Raw genomic sequence first — 16477 nt, forward strand, 5'->3', positions numbered from 1 at the left:
CATCCAGGACAAAAATAACAACAGAATGAATCACATGAATAAACTCGATGCCTTTATCCAGCACGCGGTCAGTTCCGTTCCCGTCAGCGGGACCTCGCTTATCTCCTCGTTATACGGTGACGCGCTTTCCCATCGCGGCGGAGAGATTTGGCTCGGCAGCCTGGCCGCGTTACTGGAAGGGATGGGATTTGGAGAGCGCTTTGTACGCACCGCGCTGTTTCGCCTTAACAAAGAGGGCTGGCTGGATGTTTCCCGCATCGGGCGTCGCAGCTTTTACCGTCTGAGCGATAAGGGGCTGCGCCTGACGCGCCGTGCGGAGAATAAGATCTACCGTGCGGAACTGCCCGCCTGGGACGGAAAATGGCTATTGCTGCTCTCAGAAGGGCTGGACAAAACCACCCTCGCCGACGTCAAAAAACAGCTGATCTGGCAGGGGTTTGGCACGCTGGCCCCGAGCCTGATGGCCTCGCCGTCGCAGCATCTGGCGGACGTGCAGTCTCTGCTTCACGATGCCGGGGTGGCGGAAAACGTGATTTTCTTTGAAGCCCACTCGCCGCTGGCGCTCTCCCGCGCCGCGCTGCGTTCACGCGTAGAAGAGTGCTGGCAGTTAACCGAGCAAAACGCAATGTACGAGTCGTTTATCAGCTCGTTCCGGCCGCTGCTCCCGCTGCTGAAAGAGGCCGCGCCGGAGGAGCTGACGCCGGAACGCTGTTTCCAGATCCAGCTGCTGCTGATTCATTTTTATCGTCGCGTGGTGCTGAAAGACCCGCTGCTGCCGGAAGAGTTGCTGCCTGCGCACTGGGCGGGGCAAAGCGCCCGACAGCTCTGCATTAATATCTATCAGCGTGTCGCGCCGGGGGCCCTGGCGTTTGTCAGCGAGAAGGGCGAAACCTCCGTGGGCGAACTGCCCGTGCCCGGCACGCTCTACTATCAACGCTTTGGTGGTCTTACAAGCGCATAAGGAGTGAAGATGCCTGTTTATCAAATTGATGGTCTGACGCCGGTGGTACCTGACGAGAGCTACGTTCACCCAACGGCAGTGCTGATTGGCGACGTGATTCTGGGCAAAGGCGTCTATGTTGGTCCTAACGCCAGCCTGCGCGGTGATTTTGGCCGTATCGTGGTGAAAGACGGTGCCAACATTCAGGATAACTGCGTGATGCACGGTTTCCCGGAGCAGGACACGGTGGTGGAAGAGGATGGGCATATCGGCCACAGCGCCATTCTTCACGGCTGCGTGATCCGCCGCAATGCGCTGGTGGGCATGAACGCGGTGGTGATGGACGGGGCGGTCATCGGCGAAAACAGCATCGTCGGCGCGGCGGCGTTCGTGAAGGCGAAAGCGGAGATGCCCGCCAACCATTTGATTATCGGCAGCCCAGCCAAAGCGATTCGCGCGCTGAGCGAGCAGGAGCTGGCATGGAAGCAGCAGGGGACGCGGGAGTATCAGGTTTTGGTGGAACGCTGCAAGCTCACTATGCACCAGGTGGAGCCGCTGCGCGAGGTTGAGCCTGAACGGAAACGGCTGACGTTTGATGAGAATTTAAGGCCGAAGTCGGCGGTGTAGAGGTAAGGCCGTCTTTTTTCGCCATATCCATCAATAGCGCGATGCCAATGTAATTACTCCAGTTAAAGGTATTTTGCAGCACCACCACCGCATTGCCTTTTTCTTTGTCATAGCCGATAAAGCTGGAGTAGCCGCCGATATAACCGACCTGATAGGTGATTTTTTCCAGACCGATAAAGTCGGTGGTCCAGGCAATCCCCTGTACCCCGTCGGGACGTTGAATATCGGTATTTCTCACTTCGGCAAAGACGCTGTCCAGCAGGGGATTGTGGGTCGTTGAGACGTGATAGCGGGCATAGGTCGCCAGATCTTCGGCGTTACTGTATAAGCTCGCTGCCGCCACCATGTTGTTGGAAAAATGCCAGTCCGGGGTGAGCTGCCCGCGCGGGATAAACTTCGGCTGATCGCCCGCGTGGCCAAGCGCCCGCTGTGGATACCCTTTTAGCTGCCGGGGCGTAAAGCTGCTGTTAGCCATTTGCAGCGGATGGAAAATATAGCGCGAGGCTAAACTCTGGATATCTTCGCCGGTTTTGTGTTTCAGGATATAGCCGATCAGGGCGTAGCCGGTATTGGAGTATTGCGGCACTTTATTCTTTGGCGCTCGCCAGTCGGCGAGGTAGCCCAGCACGTTATCGCTATCCAGCTCACCGTAGAAATTATCGCCCGTGCTTAAGTAGCTGATGAATTTTCCAAGCATCGGAACATCCATATTCTGACGCGGCAGGCCGGAGGTGTGGGTTACCAGTTCAAGCAGGGTGATTTTTTGTGCATCTGTGCTAAGCGGCGTCCCCGGCGGAAGCAATGCCGCCAGATTATCGTTCCAGTTCAGTTGCCCTTCATTCACCAGACAAGCCACCACTTCCGCCGTGATCCCTTTGCTGAGCGAGCCAAGCGCAAACAGGGTATCGGGCCTGACCGGATAGCGATTGACCGCATCGGTTACGCCCCAGGTGTAAAACTGCGGTGAGCCGTGATTATGGATCACCGCGACCGTCATCCCGGGAACGGATTTTTGCGCCATGTAGTGACGCACCACGCTGTCAACGTCGCCATCCAGTGAATTATGGGTGAGAAGTTCCTGAGTACCTTCCGGGGAGGACATTTGCGAGAGCGTGCCACAACCGCTGAGGAGTGGGAGAGTAAGCAGAAGCCAGATAATTTTTTTTGTTATGTTCTGCATACCTGGTAGCGAGTGTGGTGGTCATTGGCGCGCCAGGAATGTATCACAAATAGCCTGCGTGAATGTAAACTTTCTACACGGTGGCGGCTCGTTGATGGTTACCGTGACTTTTCGGCCTGCTTTGAGGATTTCAGTATGACTCGTTTTTATCAACTTACCGCCACCCGTCTGGATGGGCAGCTTATCTCTATGGCCGACTATGCAGGAAAGGTGGTTTTGGTCGTTAATACCGCCAGCCAGTGCGGCTTCACGCCACAGTACGGTGGCCTTGAAGCGCTATACAAGAAATACGCCGATGAAGGATTAGTCGTGCTGGGCTTCCCTTGCAACCAGTTCGGCAAACAGGAACCCGGCGGCGCCGACGAAATCTCGAAAACCTGTTACATCAACTACGGCGTGAGCTTCACGATGTTTGAGAAAGTCGAGGTTAATGGTAACGCAGCGCATCCGCTGTTTCGTTATCTGAAAAACGAACTGCCCGGCGTGCTGGGCGAGCGGATTAAGTGGAACTTTACTAAGTTTCTAATCGGACGCGACGGTAAACCGTTCAAGCGTTTTGCTCCGATGACTACGCCCGAGAAAATGGAGGGGGCAATTGTGGAGGCTTTGGGGAGGTGAGCTTTTTGGTGAATGGAATTAACCAGCATCTCTGTTCCCTCCATGTTCTTAAATACGCCCGTAGAATGCGCAAATGCAGCACGCTGCATCTCGTGATGATGACATCAGGTTTCGCTTAAGTTATTTAGTTAATAGTATGTTATCAGTTTATGCCACGCAAACGGCAGAACAGCACCCTATACTTTTGACTATTTCGTGAATGATCTACTTGTCCGGATGGCATACTCCTCTTTGTATTTTTACTCATATACCTATGAGCTAATGACAAAATGTGACACTCCAGATGGATATAATCACAAATTGTAAAAAAAGGGTCGATTATTCATCGATCCGTTGCAACGAATAAGGAGAAAGTTGTGAATAACGTCAATACCTTCCTTAAGGAAAATTTACCTTCAGTAAGTAAGAACGTTTTTGTTGCTCCAGGTATCCCTGAAAAAAAACTGAATAACGTCGCTAAAGCATTCAATGTCGCTGATAACCTGAATGCTGTGCTGGCCATTTATGACAATACGGTATTTGGTAGTGCAAAAGATGGCATCGTTTTTACCGGTGAAAAACTGGTTATAAAAGAAGCATTTGAAAGTCCTTATGACGTATACTACAACAATATTGAAGCCGTAGAATATATAGAAGATGTCACCGTAAATGATAAAGGCAAGGAAAAGCGAACAGAATTTGTCTCCCTTAAACTAAAAAATGGCGAGATAAAACCACTCAAAAGTTTGATGGAGTGCAACTATAAGAAGCTGAGCGACATTCTTGAGCATACCATTAGTGACTTTGATGAGTTTAAAGAAGAAGATCAGCTCATCACTCTTGCCGAAATGTCAGAGGCTCTTAAAGTGGCTTACGTCAAAATCATCGTTAACATGGCGTTCTCAGATGACGGTCAGGTTGATAAAAAAGAGTTTGCCGAAATTCTCTTGTTGATGACCCGACTTGAGTTAACGACCGAATCCCGATTTATACTGCGTAGTTACATCGGTGCAGAATCCAGTCTAATGCCGGTTGAAGAGTTAATAGCGATTATTGACCGGGAATGCGTGCCTAGCCATAACAAGTCAATAAAAATCTCTCTTGTTAAAGACCTGATTAGCATTTTCATGAGTGTTAATGACGGTGAATATAAAAACTTTCCATTTCTTCAGCAAGTGCAACCCCTGCTGGGCGTAACTGACGAAGAAATAGAACTTGCGGTGATGGCTATTCAGCAAGATTTTAAGATGTTACGAGAAGATTTTTCCGACGATGCGCTGAAACGCAGCATGAAAGAACTTACGGCGAAAGCAGGTGCGGTAGGTGTGCCGCTTGCTGCTGTCTATCTTTCTGGCTCTGTTATCGGTATGTCCGCTGCGGGCATCACTTCTGGCCTCGCAACGCTTGGACTTGGCGGCGTGCTGGGCTTTTCAAGTATGGCAACGGGTATTGGTGTTGCGGTGTTATTAGGTGTAGGGGCCTATAAAGGGATTCGTCATCTTACGGGTGCTAATGAACTGGATAAATCAAAGCGCCGGGAGCTGATGCTGAATGAAGTCATCAAGCAGACACAATCCACATTGTCCGCGTTAATTAATGATCTCAATTATATTTCTGGCAAGTTTAACGACGCTCTGGATGCGCACAATCGGCAAGGTGAAAAAATTCAAAAGCTCCAGAAGATGATGAATGCATTGACCGGTGCGGCGGATGAATTGAATAAGAAATCGAATAAGATGCAAAACAGTGCACTCAAACTTAAGTGCCCTATCTACCTTGATGAGGCTAAACTCAGTTCTCTGACCCGAGAACCCATCAAAAAACAATTCTATGATATTGTTTTTTCATTCTATGAAGAATGTATTGTCGAAGAGCAACACGATGGTAAGACCGTTGAAGTGAAAAAACGTAAAATTAAAGAAGACACAGCTACTCAGCAATTAGAAAAACTTGCCGCCATCTTTGAAGGAATCGGCTATTTCAGAGCGGGGGACGTTATTAAAGGCAAATTGACTGGATTATTCTCATAATGAAAAAAACGGATACTCAGGTATCGGCCTTGCTGGTGCAGAAGCACCAGCTTGAACAAAGCGAGAGTCAATTAAGTGACCTTGATGCCGCTCTGGATGCACTTAACGCTTTGCAAACTGATACCGATGCTGCTTTAGATGAAATGATTTTCGCTATGGATGGTGTTCTGGAACACGCAGGTGTCACGTTTGATGAGAATTTCCACACAACGGTTTCCAGTGAATTCAGCGATTACCTTGAATCCGGTTTGACCCCGTCATCGTCCAGTATCAGTAAACTGTCGATGATAGAAACAATAGCGTTCACCAGCGATATGGACTGGGAAACCTATTCCCAGTCCGTATCGCACTATGCCCACAAGCATAATGTCGATTTAACTGTCGATCCGTTTAGCGCGCTGATGTCCCCAACTCAGAGAATTGCTCTGGAGAAACGCATTCAGGAAGACTTTACTTTTAAGACTGCCCACTGCGACAAATATGATTACATGATCGCTGGCACCTGTGGAGTTATTGGCGGGCTTATCGATATTTTTCTGGTAGGCGCACCTGGTGAAGGAAAACTGACCCAGCTTGCAGATAATGCAGTGGACGGTGCAGTCGAGAAATTCGCCTCAGCCTTTGGCTGGAAAGGCGGTGCAGAAGTGAGTGATCCTACAAAAAGCGCTATCGGTTTTCTGGAGAGAAAATTCAAGGTCAACTATGACCATCGGCATGGCGGTGATGTTGACGGTCTGTTCAGGATGAACACGAAGAATCACCATATTAAAAGTCTTGCCCACTCCCCGGACTTAGTCGGTTTATTTTTCTCGATCCTTGATCAATTTACCAGCACGGCACATTTTGTGGCAGACGGAAAACTGGTTTCCGTAGATACAGAAACTTTTGAGCTTAAAGGGAATAACCTTGTCTCTAAGGTATTCAGTGGTTTCGTAAACTGGATGGGCCATCTTTTTTCTGATATGGCGGGCTCTTCCGGGGCGCAAGGAAGAGGCTCTGGTATCCCTATACCTTTCTTTTCATTACTTCAGTTTATTGACGTGGGTGAATTTGGTCAGCATCGCCAGTCATTCGCTACCGTCGCCGTCCAGGTTTTTGAGAAGGGATACGACTTACGGCATGGATTAGCGATGGCGATCCCTGTTCTGATTACTGAACTGCTTGTGCGGATCACCTGGACGGTTAAACAACGTTGCTACCATAAGAAGGTCTGGGGTGAATGTATCCCTTCTGCGAATAACCCAGAACTCAGGCGAATGTTACTGGTTGCGCATGGAACCTTGTGTTTGATGGATGCAGGCGATGCGGCACTTCGTTCAGGAGGAGAAATGATTCAGTTCCTCCTGAGAACGAACCTCATTGGCTGGGCAAGGTTTGGAACGCTGGCGATTAAAGAGCTCCATGTCTGGTACAAAGCCGGTGGAATTGATGCCAGTGCTGTAGATGAATATATGGACCATGAACTTCGACGAATGCTAAAAGCGGGTTAACGATACGATCTCATTGAATAAATGCAAAGCCTGGATGCCTGGCTTTAATAAACCAGGCACTGGCTAATCTGTCAACGCAAAGCAGAAAAAGTGCTTTCATTGCAAGACTGATATGTGTCTTGAGATGCCTTGTCGGCTTGTGGCAGGTAAATGCCAGGAGCGGAAATTGGAGGTCAGTATCATTATTTTCGGAGTCAGGCCGTGCAAAAGCCGGGGACGACGACCTTCTGGAACAGGTGCGGGCTGGCTAAGACGGATTAAGGATATGCTGGAAGTTTCGCGAGGAATTTGGGATCTGTGAAGGCCGCACGAACCGCCTCGGTGGATTCCCACATTACATAGTTCAGGTAACTCGGACTGTTGCCGATCGCTCGGTGGAGTTGCATGGAAATGAAGCCCGGTTGCTTCGTTATGACCTCGGCAGCCGCCTTGAAAGCATCCAGAAAGCCTATTTCGTCGGAGGGATCTGCAACCGTGAAAAGGTTGATGAGCACGAGAGGCGCGGCCGCAATACCAAGTTGGCGGTCAAACGGAAATTTCTCATCCAGGGGTTTAAATGGTTTTATGGCGACCATGGTGGCGCTCCTGTCTATTATGAATTGAGCTGGATGATAGATACTGCTTGCACTCAACTGAGCATCGACTGCTGAGCGAAGATACCCGCCATCGTGCCTTGCCATACTGCCGTAGTAACCGATGGGATACCGGGGTTGGCAAGGTCACCTGCGGCGTAGATGCCTGGTATGCTGGTTTCACGGTGTTCATCGGTCTTGAGTGCGATGCCGGTCGGCGTGTTGACCGTGGAGAGGCCCAGTACGTCATGCAGGCTTGCGGACGGTCTGGTACGCGGATGCGCGAAAAGAATATCGACTGACACATCGGGGCCGGTTTCGATCTTGATAGTGGCACTATGGCTCCCGTAAGGTTCGATTTCGCTGATCCTGCCATCAACTATAGGTACCTGGCGGGCGGCCAGATCGGCCCGTATGTCGAGAGTGATGTCATGACCGTTGCCAAAGACAGTCAATCTGTCTGTCCAGTCATGGAAGAGCCTGACCTGATTGTGCGACTGCGGGCCAGACCAGACGAGGCCCCAGTGTTGGTCGGCGACTTCAAAGCCGTCGCAGTAGGGGCATGGTATGATGGACGTCCCCCAGCCTTCAGCAAAGCCAGGAATATCAGGCATCTGGTCAGCGACGCCATAGCTCAAAATCAAGCGGCGCGCCCGCAGGCTTTCGTTATCGTCTGTGACGACGCAGAAATCGTCGAGGGTGCCAGATACGCTTTCGGCCCGCGCGTTGACCAACTTGATCGTTGGATAGCGTGCCAGTTGCTGCCGTGCCTCGACAAGGATATCTTGCGGTGGCTTGTGATCGTGGCCGAGCAGGCCATGTGAACGGCCAGCAAAGCGATTGCGTTGCCGGCCAGTGTCGAGGACCGTGACCTTGCGACGGGCACGGCCAAGCTGCAGGGCGGCGGCAAGACCGGCAAAGCTGCCTCCGATGATGATGACGTCATTCATGGTGATGAGTTCCGTGTTGAGGATGTAAGGAGATGAGCCAGTTCTGGCGCACCTTGCACATTTATGAAACTGTGTAGTATCGTAATTAATAAATTACGATACTGTCAAGGACTGTATTTATAGTGACCAATATAAAAAAAACGGCCCGGCGGGGTCGACCTGTCAATGAGGCGCTTGGTCAGACAATCGTCGAGGCCGCTTCCGAGCTATTCGTGGAATTGGGATTTCAGGCGACGACCTTGGACAAGGTCGCCCAGCGGGCGAAGATATCTAAACTCAGCATCTATCGGCATTTCGAGAACAAGGAAGCACTTTTCAGTGCGGCCATCGTGGCGGGTTGCCATCAGTTGTTTGCCCCACAGTCCATTCTTGAATGCGTAGATGGTTCGGTTGAAGATCAGCTGATGGCGGTGGGATCATTACTGCTGCGCACGCTGTTGAGACCCGACGTTAGTAGCGTCGAAGCCATGGTCATGGCCGACAAGACGAATCAAAAATCGTTAAGTAAGCTCCATTACGAAGCCGGTCCCGCTCATGTCATCGCCCAAATCGAAGCCCTTTTACGTCAGTTGCACGCGAAGGGGCTGCTGAGGGTTCCCGATCCACTTCAGTCCGCTCGCTTGTTTGCCGCACTTTTCAAAGGCTCCGACCTTCTGATTATCGCGCGCTTCGATAAGGCCAGAGTAGAGGACGACAACGAGATCGAATCTTATTGTCGGTCGGCCGTCGCCATGTTCATTACCGCGCATGGCGGCACTCGGGATGCGGTATCCCGGCTGTGATCTTGCTCAGAGAGTATATGTATGTGCATTCTGTAGAGATTGGGTCCAAAAAGCTCCCGAAATGGGAGTATTAGTATGAGTTATGTAAGTGTTTGTTTGTATGCTGATTTTCGAGTCCTGTGTTAACCCGACACATTGTAGAACCCAGATTATCGTTTCATGACACAGGACGATCTCTACGCTATTCAACTCAATGGTAAGGATTATGTGTAATTGCGGTGAACTTCCATCATCAGTGGTTGAACTTGAATATCATAATCAGGAATTTCAGTTTCAGCGGGAGTTATTTCTTAATCACTACTTCGAAATACCCGAAAGCGATCATTTCGAGCCATCGCTTGATTACTCACAATCTATGTATTGCTGTTTGGACTGCGGTCAGTCATGGTATATAGAGTGCACTCCAGAAGAGAACCCTTCTCCATTATTCGCCTTAAAAGTAGATGAGCCTGGTGTTTTACCTTCGGTTAAGGAGATTCAGGCAATGAAGCATTACCTAAGCATAGTCGCTCACGGAGGGTTTGATTCAGAACAATGTAGAATGGTGGACTGTCCAAATAATAAGCTGCTTGGGCGCGAATTATGCCATTTACATACACCATTTCCGTAGTGCAATTGGAGGTAGTCATCCTTTTGCTTCCGGGCCATTGGTGGCAACAGGCAATTTCCGCTCATATGTAACCTTATGCGTTTATGCACGGAATGGGTTACATACCCGACACGTAACCGTGTCGAGTATCAGCACAACTAAGAGGATTTAGCTATGTTCAAGGCTGGCTGTCCGTCAGCATGACGGAATAGTGAATACCCTGTGGCAGATTGATCGAGAATGGCTTATTGAGTGTCAGCGGGATGGTCTGTGGTGCAACCTGTATCGTCCTGACACTGTTTCCTGCCAAGTGTGCATTCACGTATAGCTCTTGATCAAAGTAATTTATCTCACCACCGATCTCAGCTGTTCTGTTTGCTTTACCTTGAGACAAATCGATATACATCGTCGCTGCGGCAAATTTTCTGTCCAGCTCAGAGGTAACTGCTTTCCCGGGCAACGGACGGAGTGAGTACAGTATCACATTACGAGTATTTACTTTTTTCAGAAGGCTGTCTGCGGCTACGGTTACTGAGGTTGGCCCTGAAACTGGCGACTGCATTTCTGTTTTTAGGTACTGAGTGCTGTTTTCTGAGGGCGCAGAACTACATCCCATCAGCACTAAAGATAAAACAGCGATTCCTGACATTCTATTCAACTCAGATATCCTTTTTTAATTATGAGTAACTGGTGGTCGTTCTGTCAGTATCGGCATGGACCAGAAATAATTGATACTGTTTTATCCTGAGGCTATCAAAGCAAAACCCCATTACCCCCGCAGCCACGGCGTAATCGTCAGCCCGGTAAGCAAGCCTTCCGGGCTGAGCAGGCGAGTGACGGTTTGCCCCCACGGTTCCATACGGTTAGCCACCAGTAACCGATAGCCTTTTTCACTCAGAATACGGGTAGCAGAATCGAGATCCTGTACTTCGTATTCAACCCATCCCTGCGGTATCGGGTGCTCAGCGGGCCACTGTTCTTCTCCAAAACATGACATAGCCGCCTGTGCGAGCGGCCAGACGGCAAAATGCTTCACGCCTGCCAACTGGCCCTCTTCAGTGAGCAGATAATCGGTATTCCCCTCCATCGGCTTCAGCGGAAGACCGAGTGTCTGGACATAAAACGCGGTGCTGGACTCCGTATCCCGAGAAATGGGCCCGAACCCGGCGACAAACAAGACATCCATTCCCGCTAACGTCTGCGACATATCTACTCCTGCGTGAGGTGAAATTCACCCTGAATTTATATTACGACTGGCTGAAATACGACTCTCAATTCTGGTATCGCATTCACCGCGCCTGCACGTTCACGGTGGGTTTGAAAGTGAACGCGATAACGATCAACAGCACGACTCCTGCACTCATCACCAGCCATGCGCTGGTCAGCGAGACCGAACTGTCGCGAACGATCCCTGCAACTAGCGGCATGAGCGCGGCGATCATATATCCTCCTCCCTGAACTTTAGACAGTAACTTCCCGGCCTGCGCGGGCGTTCGCGCATGATCGAACGTAACGATGAGCGACAGCGGGAAGAGGGCGCCGATCCCGGTCCCAAGCAGCAACGTGGATAATACCGGCGTTGTACCCGGCGCAAAGACCAGACACAGGAGTCCCGCCAGCAGCAGCAACAATACGGCGATCAGCGGCACGCGACGGTCGGGGAATTTACCGATCAGCGCGGAGACGGCAAACCCTGCGACAACCTCGGTTAACGTCAGCCAGGCCAGTATGTAGCCGCTGCTGCGTGCGGACCATCCCGCCTGAATATAGAGCGGGGGCAGCCAGGCCAATACCAGCGTATAGGCTCCCGTTCCCACGCCGAAAAAGAGCAACAGCAGTGCCGTACGGGAGGAGGAGAGCGTAACGGTTTCAGGGGCTGTTTTTTCCCCCTGAGGATGCTTAACCAGGGTTAACCACAGTATCAGCGCCAGCAGCGCTAACAGCCCGGCCATTGCCAGCGCGGGCTTCAGCGTCAGCCATGAAAACAACGGCTCGGCGCTGGCGGCAGCGACTGCCGCACCGGCCATAATGCCCGTGCTGAATAGCGACATTACCGTGCTGGCCGTTTGCGTATATTCCTTTTTTATCAGGGCAGGCATTAAGGCCTGGATCATGCCGATACTGGCCCCGCCCAGTAACGCGGTGCCCATAAGACTCTCCGGTGAGGCGCTAAAACCGCGTAATAAACAGGCCACAAGCAGGATGAAGAGCCCGAGCATAATTCCCCGTACGGCACCAACTCTGGCTAAAAGCCAGGGGCCACACAGGGCAGCCAGTCCCATCATCGCGACTGGCAGGGTGGTCAGCAGGCTAAATTGCGTAGCCGTTAGCCCCGCTTCGCGCTGCAGCACGGAAAACAACGGTCCGACAGAGGCCAGAATGGGGCGCAGGTTCAGCCCGACGATAAAAGCGATAACAGCGAAGAGTAAAGGCGATGTGCGTTTCAACAGGAGATCCTTTTCGGTTGTGAATGGCCGGGCAAATTGCCACGAGCATTTATCTTAACGTTAAGATAAAATGTGTTTTTGCGTAAGATGTACCGCACAACAGGATAAATACCCACGCCATCAGGGGTGAAAATGAAAGACCATGTAGACTTCGTTGTCGGCCAGTGGAGCCGTGCCATGCCGGAACTGGACGCCTCATCGATGAAAATTTTTGGCCGAATGCTCCGGCTGATGAAGCATCTGGGAAAAGAATGGGCGGAGGCGATGGCGCAGTTTGGTTTTCGCGAGGGCGAGTTTGACGTGCTCGCCACGCTGCGCCGCGCCGGTGAGCCGTACTGCCTTTCCCCCACACAGCTGTATAAATCGCTGTTGATCACCTCAGGGGCGATGACGAACCGACTCAGCCATCTCGAAAAGCAAGGCCTTATCAGGCGGATTGCCGATCCTGATGACAAGCGCAGCTCGCTCGTCAGCCTGACGCCGCACGGGCAGGCTCGTATCGAACAGGCGCTGCTCGTGCACACGGAAACGCAAAATGCGCTGCTGAGAAACCTCTCTGAGGCGCAGCGCGCGCAGCTTGAGTCCCTGCTGAGGGAGCTGCTGCTGACGTTTCCGTCCGAGGACCTGGGCGACAAGTCACCGAGTGCCGATAATACAAAAACTGCATAGTTAAACCTCACAGAAAGGGAATGTATGTCTTTACCGCCACTGTATGCGCTGCGCGCGTTCGAAGTTGCCGCAAGGCTGAACTCCTTCAGCAAAGCGGCTGAAACACTCCATATCACGCCGGGGGCGGTCAGCAGGCATGTCCAGACGCTGGAAATGTGGTTCGATTGCGAATTGTTTAAACGACAGGGGCCGAGAGTGGAGGTCAGCGATGCCGGACGTATTCTGGCCGGGCAGCTTAGCGAAAGTTTCTCGAATATTGAGTGGGCCTGTCGTGCATTCAAAAGTGAAAACCACCTTCTGCGCCTTAAAGCACCCAGCTCGCTGACGATGCGATGGCTTCTGGATGTGCTTAAATCCTTCCGCGAGAAGCACGCGAAGCCGAAAATCGAAATTGCCAGCGTCTGGATGGACTTCGACACGGTTGATTTCAGTCGTGAGCCTTACGATTGTGCGATCCTCCTCGGTAACGGCTATTTCGGCGAGTCAACAGAAAGCAGGCTGCTGTTCAGCGAATGGCTTATTCCCGTTTGTACTCCGTCTTTGCTGGAGTCTGCCCGGCATACGCTTCCAGATTGCGATCTTATTCATCCGTCACCGGACAGACGGGACTGGAAGCGCTGGCTGAAAAGGACGGGCTTATTCCCCGGCCTCGACATGAGCGGTGGAATCGTGTTCGATACCCTGGAGCAGGGAAGCCTTGCGGCCATGCACGGACACGGCGTGGCGATGGCCGATCTCCGGCTCACGCTCGACGCGCTGAAAAGCGGCCTGCTCGCGCTGCCTTTCAGGGAGGCGATAGCAACAGGGGACGGTTACTACCTTGTCTGGCCCAAAAATTCGCTCAGAGGACAGAGTATTGAACGGCTGCTGGCGTGGCTTAACCTTAACGCGCCGGTGGTGCCTTCTTTGGATATCGTCTGTCTTAATTACAATGAAAAGCGGGTTTAATAAATAGCGGAATATTTATTATGGGGTATCCCGCATATTGAACGTATTTATGCGTAGGGAATATTCGCCATCTTTTTATATCTTTCCGGCAGGGCGCTGTTCAGGTTAAGTAATTTATCGAGAATATAAAGCGCAGGCGTCCCTTTTGCACGTTCAGCATCGATCAGCGCAGTGCGTAACAGATTGGCTGCCGAGGTCATGGCACGGAAATACTCCTCGGATTCACGCGTCTGAGCTTCGCCTGACGCGGCGTAATGCACCTTTGGCCACTGCGCAAAGTCAAGCAGCGGAAGGATCCCATCCTCTTTTGGTAAATGCGCTGAGAGCAACTCTTTGGCGTTGCCCGGATTGCTTTGGGCGAAAGAGAGGAGGTGCAGTCGGTGGATGAAAGGTGAAAGCGCTTCTGAGCTTTCTTTTTCTGTTGAAAGTAACGTTATCAACTCATGCACATTTGCTTGGGCGCTAAATTTATGAGGCGAGATAATGTTCATTACATGGAATAAAACATCGAGTGTCATAGGTGCTCCATACAGGCTTGGTATTATTTATTTTTTCTATCCCAGGGATGAATGGATGGTATTTCAGGGGCGTCACTTTTGAAAAACGATAAATAGTGGGAATCAATGTGAGTTTTACTCAACATAGGGTTTAATATCCTATGCGTTTCTTAGAGCCTGATGATTACCTTACAATGAGTGGTAAAACTTCTACGCAGAAAGAGTCTGCAAAGCGAGCAAACATGAAATTCGAGAGTGCATCAGTTTTAGAAGAACTCCGGACCAAACTAAGACCCGCATCGGTCGCGCAGGTAGGTGGGTTCCGGCCGTCTGAAGATCCCATGACATCCTGGTTTCTAAAGGGCGTTTCTCTTGCAGATGAAGGATTACCCACCTGGAAGGGCAAGCCGATGTTTCCGCTTCTTCAGATTCGGGTCGACGAGCTTCCTGTTATTCCCGACCAGTTAAAGGGGATAGCCCTTCTGGTGTTATTCCACAATTTGGAAAAACATCCCTTTGACGAACCGCACGGTGAAGGATGGTTAATCCGCGAGTATGCCACCCTTGAAGGGCTTCAGTTATTGCCTGAATTGGACACGCCGTATCGCGCGTTTCCTGTTCAATGGCTGAGTGTCATTGACGATGCACCTGGATGGGAAGATGCCTGGGACATTATTGATCTCTCTTGCGTAAATGATGATGAGCAGGCCTGTGATAGTTTTTTTGAGGACTTTAATCGCTACAGGGGAACCAAGGTCGGGGGATTTCCGGCTGAGATACAACACGGTGTGGGAATCGACGATTTTGTTTTTCAGGTTGGGTCGGAAGAAAAAGTAAACTGGATGTGGGCGGATAATGGTATCGGTTACTTTCACCGGTCATCAGAAGGGGGATGGCGATTTTCATGTCAGTTCTACTGATGATCCTCCTGCCGGGGGATATGAAAGCTTATCCATGCAGCGATTTGTTTCACAAATGCCATCGCCCATCAACCGTTCAGGATGGTATAACGTCTTGCGGCAATCGGGTTGCCGTAAGATGACCCCATTCACAAAGGTGTATATGAAACAAATTACTTTCAGTGACCTGCAGCAACAAAGCGAGCAGGCTGCAAATTCTCCTCGCTTACGCGCCCATCGCAATTTACACCCTGAGCTGAGCGACCCGGTGCAGCGCCTGGCCATCGCGATGGAACCCGGTACCTATGTTCGTCCCCATCGCCACCCGCACACGTTTGAACTGCTGACGGCGCTGAGCGGTCGCTTTCTGGTGTTGAATTTTGATGACAGCGGTAACGTGACCCAGCGCGTGGTGTTAGGTGAAGACTGCAAAGTGCTGGAGATGGATGCCGGTACCTGGCATGCCGTGCTGTCGCTGGATAAAGGCGGCGTTATTTTTGAGGTAAAACACGGTGGCTACCAGCCCGTTCCTGAGCACGATACCGCCCCATGGTCACCGGCTGAGAACGCACCCGGTAGCGCGGAGTTGATGAAATGGTACGCTCAGGCGCAGGTGGGTGACGGTGGTTTTTCCCTGTAATTGTGCACTCATGTCCCCGGCGCGCAAAGGCGCACCGGGGAAGAGAGAGACGAACCCGCCAGCTCAACTCGCCCTATTAAAATGCCAGTCGCGGGCAGTCGACAGCGTCACGAACGGACCTGCCAGGGTGCTGTTGTGATGGGTAATAATGTCGCTGGCGGATAAATAGTCATTATCCATTGTGGTATGCGCATCAGAAATCAATACCGTCCTGAAACCCAGCTCCGGTGCGGCCCGACAGGTCGTATCAACGCAAAACTCAGTTTTCATCCCGGCAATGACCAGCTGTTTGACACCTCGCTGATTAAGTTCTCGTAGCAATACCGTATCCCTAAAACAGCTGGGATAGCGCTTGGTGAAAACAACATCCTGCTCCTTCACGCCCAGCTCGGGTATCAGCTGTGTTAACGGACCCTTCTCTGAGAGCGGGGAGTCGTCTGGTCCAATATGGCGGGCAAAAAAGAGGGGCACCTGCGCGCGTCGCGCGTGGGTGATTAACAAACGGATATTTTCCAGAACGGCATCGGCGGAACAGGGGGAAACCGGGCCCCGGAAGAGGCCCTGCTGCATGTCGATAACCAGGAGTGCATTGTCAGACGAAACCATTTTATTTCTCCATT

Annotated in this window: 18 protein-coding genes; 10 read left to right on the forward strand and 8 right to left on the reverse strand. The window is 51.3% G+C overall.

What is annotated here, in order from left to right; genetic code table 11:
• The first annotated feature begins 25 nt into the window (after positions 1-25).
• Together paaX and paaY are read left to right on the forward strand one after the other, a co-directional pair.
• Positions 26-961, forward strand: coding sequence for a phenylacetic acid degradation operon negative regulatory protein PaaX (gene paaX / locus AC0TNG_RS17285; protein WP_028016008.1), 936 nt, complete (start codon positions 26-28; stop codon positions 959-961).
• A 9-nt stretch (positions 962-970) separates the two neighbouring features.
• Complete coding sequence (gene paaY, locus AC0TNG_RS17290) at positions 971-1567, forward strand: phenylacetic acid degradation protein PaaY (RefSeq protein ID WP_032651188.1); 597 nt, start codon at positions 971-973, stop codon at positions 1565-1567.
• Here paaY and AC0TNG_RS17295 read toward each other — a convergent pair.
• Entirely contained in the window at positions 1476-2747 is a 1272-nt protein-coding gene (locus AC0TNG_RS17295) for a serine hydrolase domain-containing protein (RefSeq protein WP_473712819.1), read from the reverse strand. The two genes, paaY and AC0TNG_RS17295, sit on opposite strands and share 92 nt — an antisense overlap.
• A 135-nt stretch (positions 2748-2882) precedes the next feature.
• On the opposite strand from AC0TNG_RS17295, the gene AC0TNG_RS17300 reads away from it, so the two are divergent.
• The 3 genes from AC0TNG_RS17300 to AC0TNG_RS17310 all read left to right on the forward strand — a co-directional run bounded on the left by AC0TNG_RS17300 (position 2883) and on the right by AC0TNG_RS17310 (position 6864).
• Positions 2883-3365, forward strand: coding sequence for a glutathione peroxidase (locus AC0TNG_RS17300; protein ID WP_473712820.1), 483 nt, complete (start codon positions 2883-2885; stop codon positions 3363-3365).
• Positions 3366-3721: 356 nt separating this feature from the next.
• A complete protein-coding gene (locus AC0TNG_RS17305) occupies positions 3722-5374 on the forward strand; it encodes a hypothetical protein (RefSeq protein WP_473712822.1) in 1653 nt (550 codons plus the stop codon).
• Positions 5374-6864, forward strand: coding sequence for a hypothetical protein (locus AC0TNG_RS17310; protein WP_473712823.1), 1491 nt, complete (start codon positions 5374-5376; stop codon positions 6862-6864). The genes AC0TNG_RS17305 and AC0TNG_RS17310 overlap by 1 nt, the downstream gene beginning before the upstream one ends.
• 257 nt (positions 6865-7121) lie before the next feature.
• On the opposite strand, the gene AC0TNG_RS17315 is transcribed toward AC0TNG_RS17310, so the two are convergent.
• Both AC0TNG_RS17315 and AC0TNG_RS17320 read right to left on the reverse strand, forming a co-directional pair.
• Positions 7122-7439 (reverse strand): antibiotic biosynthesis monooxygenase family protein, encoded by a 318-nt coding sequence (locus AC0TNG_RS17315; RefSeq protein WP_267216534.1) that lies wholly within the window; start codon positions 7437-7439, stop codon positions 7122-7124.
• 53 nt (positions 7440-7492) lie between these two features.
• The gene (locus AC0TNG_RS17320; protein WP_024908028.1) at positions 7493-8386 is read right to left on the reverse strand and encodes an NAD(P)/FAD-dependent oxidoreductase; all 894 of its coding nucleotides are present in this window, start codon (positions 8384-8386) and stop codon (positions 7493-7495) included.
• A 122-nt stretch (positions 8387-8508) separates the two neighbouring features.
• Here AC0TNG_RS17320 and AC0TNG_RS17325 point away from each other — a divergent pair, with 122 nt between their 5' ends.
• The gene (locus AC0TNG_RS17325) at positions 8509-9168 is read left to right on the forward strand and encodes a TetR/AcrR family transcriptional regulator (RefSeq protein WP_024908027.1); all 660 of its coding nucleotides are present in this window, start codon (positions 8509-8511) and stop codon (positions 9166-9168) included.
• A gap of 767 nt (positions 9169-9935) precedes the next feature.
• Here the strand turns inward: AC0TNG_RS17325 and AC0TNG_RS17330 are convergent.
• The 3 genes from AC0TNG_RS17330 to AC0TNG_RS17340 all read right to left on the reverse strand — a co-directional run bounded on the left by AC0TNG_RS17330 (position 9936) and on the right by AC0TNG_RS17340 (position 12204).
• A complete protein-coding gene (locus tag AC0TNG_RS17330) occupies positions 9936-10406 on the reverse strand; it encodes a hypothetical protein (protein ID WP_148769414.1) in 471 nt (156 codons plus the stop codon).
• Positions 10407-10526: 120 nt separating this feature from the next.
• Positions 10527-10964, reverse strand: a complete 438-nt coding sequence (locus AC0TNG_RS17335) for a VOC family protein (RefSeq protein ID WP_148769415.1) — start codon at positions 10962-10964, stop codon at positions 10527-10529.
• Between the two features lie 82 nt (positions 10965-11046).
• Positions 11047-12204 (reverse strand): MFS transporter, encoded by a 1158-nt coding sequence (locus tag AC0TNG_RS17340; protein ID WP_473712824.1) that lies wholly within the window; start codon positions 12202-12204, stop codon positions 11047-11049.
• 132 nt (positions 12205-12336) lie between these two features.
• Here AC0TNG_RS17340 and AC0TNG_RS17345 point away from each other — a divergent pair, with 132 nt between their 5' ends.
• Together AC0TNG_RS17345 and AC0TNG_RS17350 are read left to right on the forward strand one after the other, a co-directional pair.
• Positions 12337-12873: a MarR family winged helix-turn-helix transcriptional regulator gene (locus tag AC0TNG_RS17345; protein WP_473712825.1), complete on the forward strand. Its 537-nt coding sequence runs from the start codon at positions 12337-12339 to the stop codon at positions 12871-12873.
• 24 nt (positions 12874-12897) lie between these two features.
• Positions 12898-13821, forward strand: a complete 924-nt coding sequence (locus AC0TNG_RS17350; protein ID WP_417927337.1) for a LysR substrate-binding domain-containing protein — start codon at positions 12898-12900, stop codon at positions 13819-13821.
• A gap of 47 nt (positions 13822-13868) precedes the next feature.
• Here AC0TNG_RS17350 and AC0TNG_RS17355 read toward each other — a convergent pair whose 3' ends face one another.
• The gene (locus AC0TNG_RS17355) at positions 13869-14339 is read right to left on the reverse strand and encodes a hypothetical protein (protein WP_473712826.1); all 471 of its coding nucleotides are present in this window, start codon (positions 14337-14339) and stop codon (positions 13869-13871) included.
• Between the two features lie 173 nt (positions 14340-14512).
• Between AC0TNG_RS17355 and AC0TNG_RS17360 the strand changes: the two genes are divergently transcribed.
• The gene (locus tag AC0TNG_RS17360; protein WP_230581854.1) at positions 14513-15238 is read left to right on the forward strand and encodes a DUF1963 domain-containing protein; all 726 of its coding nucleotides are present in this window, start codon (positions 14513-14515) and stop codon (positions 15236-15238) included.
• Between the two features lie 142 nt (positions 15239-15380).
• On the forward strand, positions 15381-15857 hold the full coding sequence (locus AC0TNG_RS17365; protein WP_024908020.1) for a WbuC family cupin fold metalloprotein: 477 nt from the start codon (positions 15381-15383) through the stop codon (positions 15855-15857).
• Between the two features lie 63 nt (positions 15858-15920).
• On the opposite strand, the gene AC0TNG_RS17370 is transcribed toward AC0TNG_RS17365, so the two are convergent.
• Positions 15921-16463, reverse strand: a complete 543-nt coding sequence (locus AC0TNG_RS17370) for a cysteine hydrolase family protein (RefSeq protein ID WP_024908019.1) — start codon at positions 16461-16463, stop codon at positions 15921-15923.
• Positions 16464-16477: the final 14 nt, after the last annotated feature.

The sequence above is a fragment of the Enterobacter sp. PL_is514 genome (assembly GCF_055816715.1).

Excerpts from the sequence above, each read along its gene's own strand:
- paaX (WP_028016008.1), top strand. The coding sequence starts at position 26 with ATGAATCACATGAATAAACTCGATGCCTTTATCCAGCACGCGGTCAGT.
- paaY (WP_032651188.1), top strand. The coding sequence starts at position 971 with ATGCCTGTTTATCAAATTGATGGTCTGACGCCGGTGGTACCTGACGAG.
- AC0TNG_RS17295 (WP_473712819.1), bottom strand. The coding sequence starts at position 2,747 with ATGCAGAACATAACAAAAAAAATTATCTGGCTTCTGCTTACTCTCCCA.
- AC0TNG_RS17300 (WP_473712820.1), top strand. The coding sequence starts at position 2,883 with ATGACTCGTTTTTATCAACTTACCGCCACCCGTCTGGATGGGCAGCTT.
- AC0TNG_RS17310 (WP_473712823.1), top strand. The coding sequence starts at position 5,374 with ATGAAAAAAACGGATACTCAGGTATCGGCCTTGCTGGTGCAGAAGCAC.
- AC0TNG_RS17315 (WP_267216534.1), bottom strand. The coding sequence starts at position 7,439 with ATGGTCGCCATAAAACCATTTAAACCCCTGGATGAGAAATTTCCGTTT.
- AC0TNG_RS17320 (WP_024908028.1), bottom strand. The coding sequence starts at position 8,386 with ATGAATGACGTCATCATCATCGGAGGCAGCTTTGCCGGTCTTGCCGCC.
- AC0TNG_RS17330 (WP_148769414.1), bottom strand. The coding sequence starts at position 10,406 with ATGTCAGGAATCGCTGTTTTATCTTTAGTGCTGATGGGATGTAGTTCT.
- AC0TNG_RS17335 (WP_148769415.1), bottom strand. The coding sequence starts at position 10,964 with ATGTCGCAGACGTTAGCGGGAATGGATGTCTTGTTTGTCGCCGGGTTC.
- AC0TNG_RS17345 (WP_473712825.1), top strand. The coding sequence starts at position 12,337 with ATGAAAGACCATGTAGACTTCGTTGTCGGCCAGTGGAGCCGTGCCATG.
- AC0TNG_RS17350 (WP_417927337.1), top strand. The coding sequence starts at position 12,898 with ATGTCTTTACCGCCACTGTATGCGCTGCGCGCGTTCGAAGTTGCCGCA.
- AC0TNG_RS17355 (WP_473712826.1), bottom strand. The coding sequence starts at position 14,339 with ATGACACTCGATGTTTTATTCCATGTAATGAACATTATCTCGCCTCAT.
- AC0TNG_RS17360 (WP_230581854.1), top strand. The coding sequence starts at position 14,513 with ATGAGTGGTAAAACTTCTACGCAGAAAGAGTCTGCAAAGCGAGCAAAC.
- AC0TNG_RS17365 (WP_024908020.1), top strand. The coding sequence starts at position 15,381 with ATGAAACAAATTACTTTCAGTGACCTGCAGCAACAAAGCGAGCAGGCT.
- AC0TNG_RS17370 (WP_024908019.1), bottom strand. The coding sequence starts at position 16,463 with ATGGTTTCGTCTGACAATGCACTCCTGGTTATCGACATGCAGCAGGGC.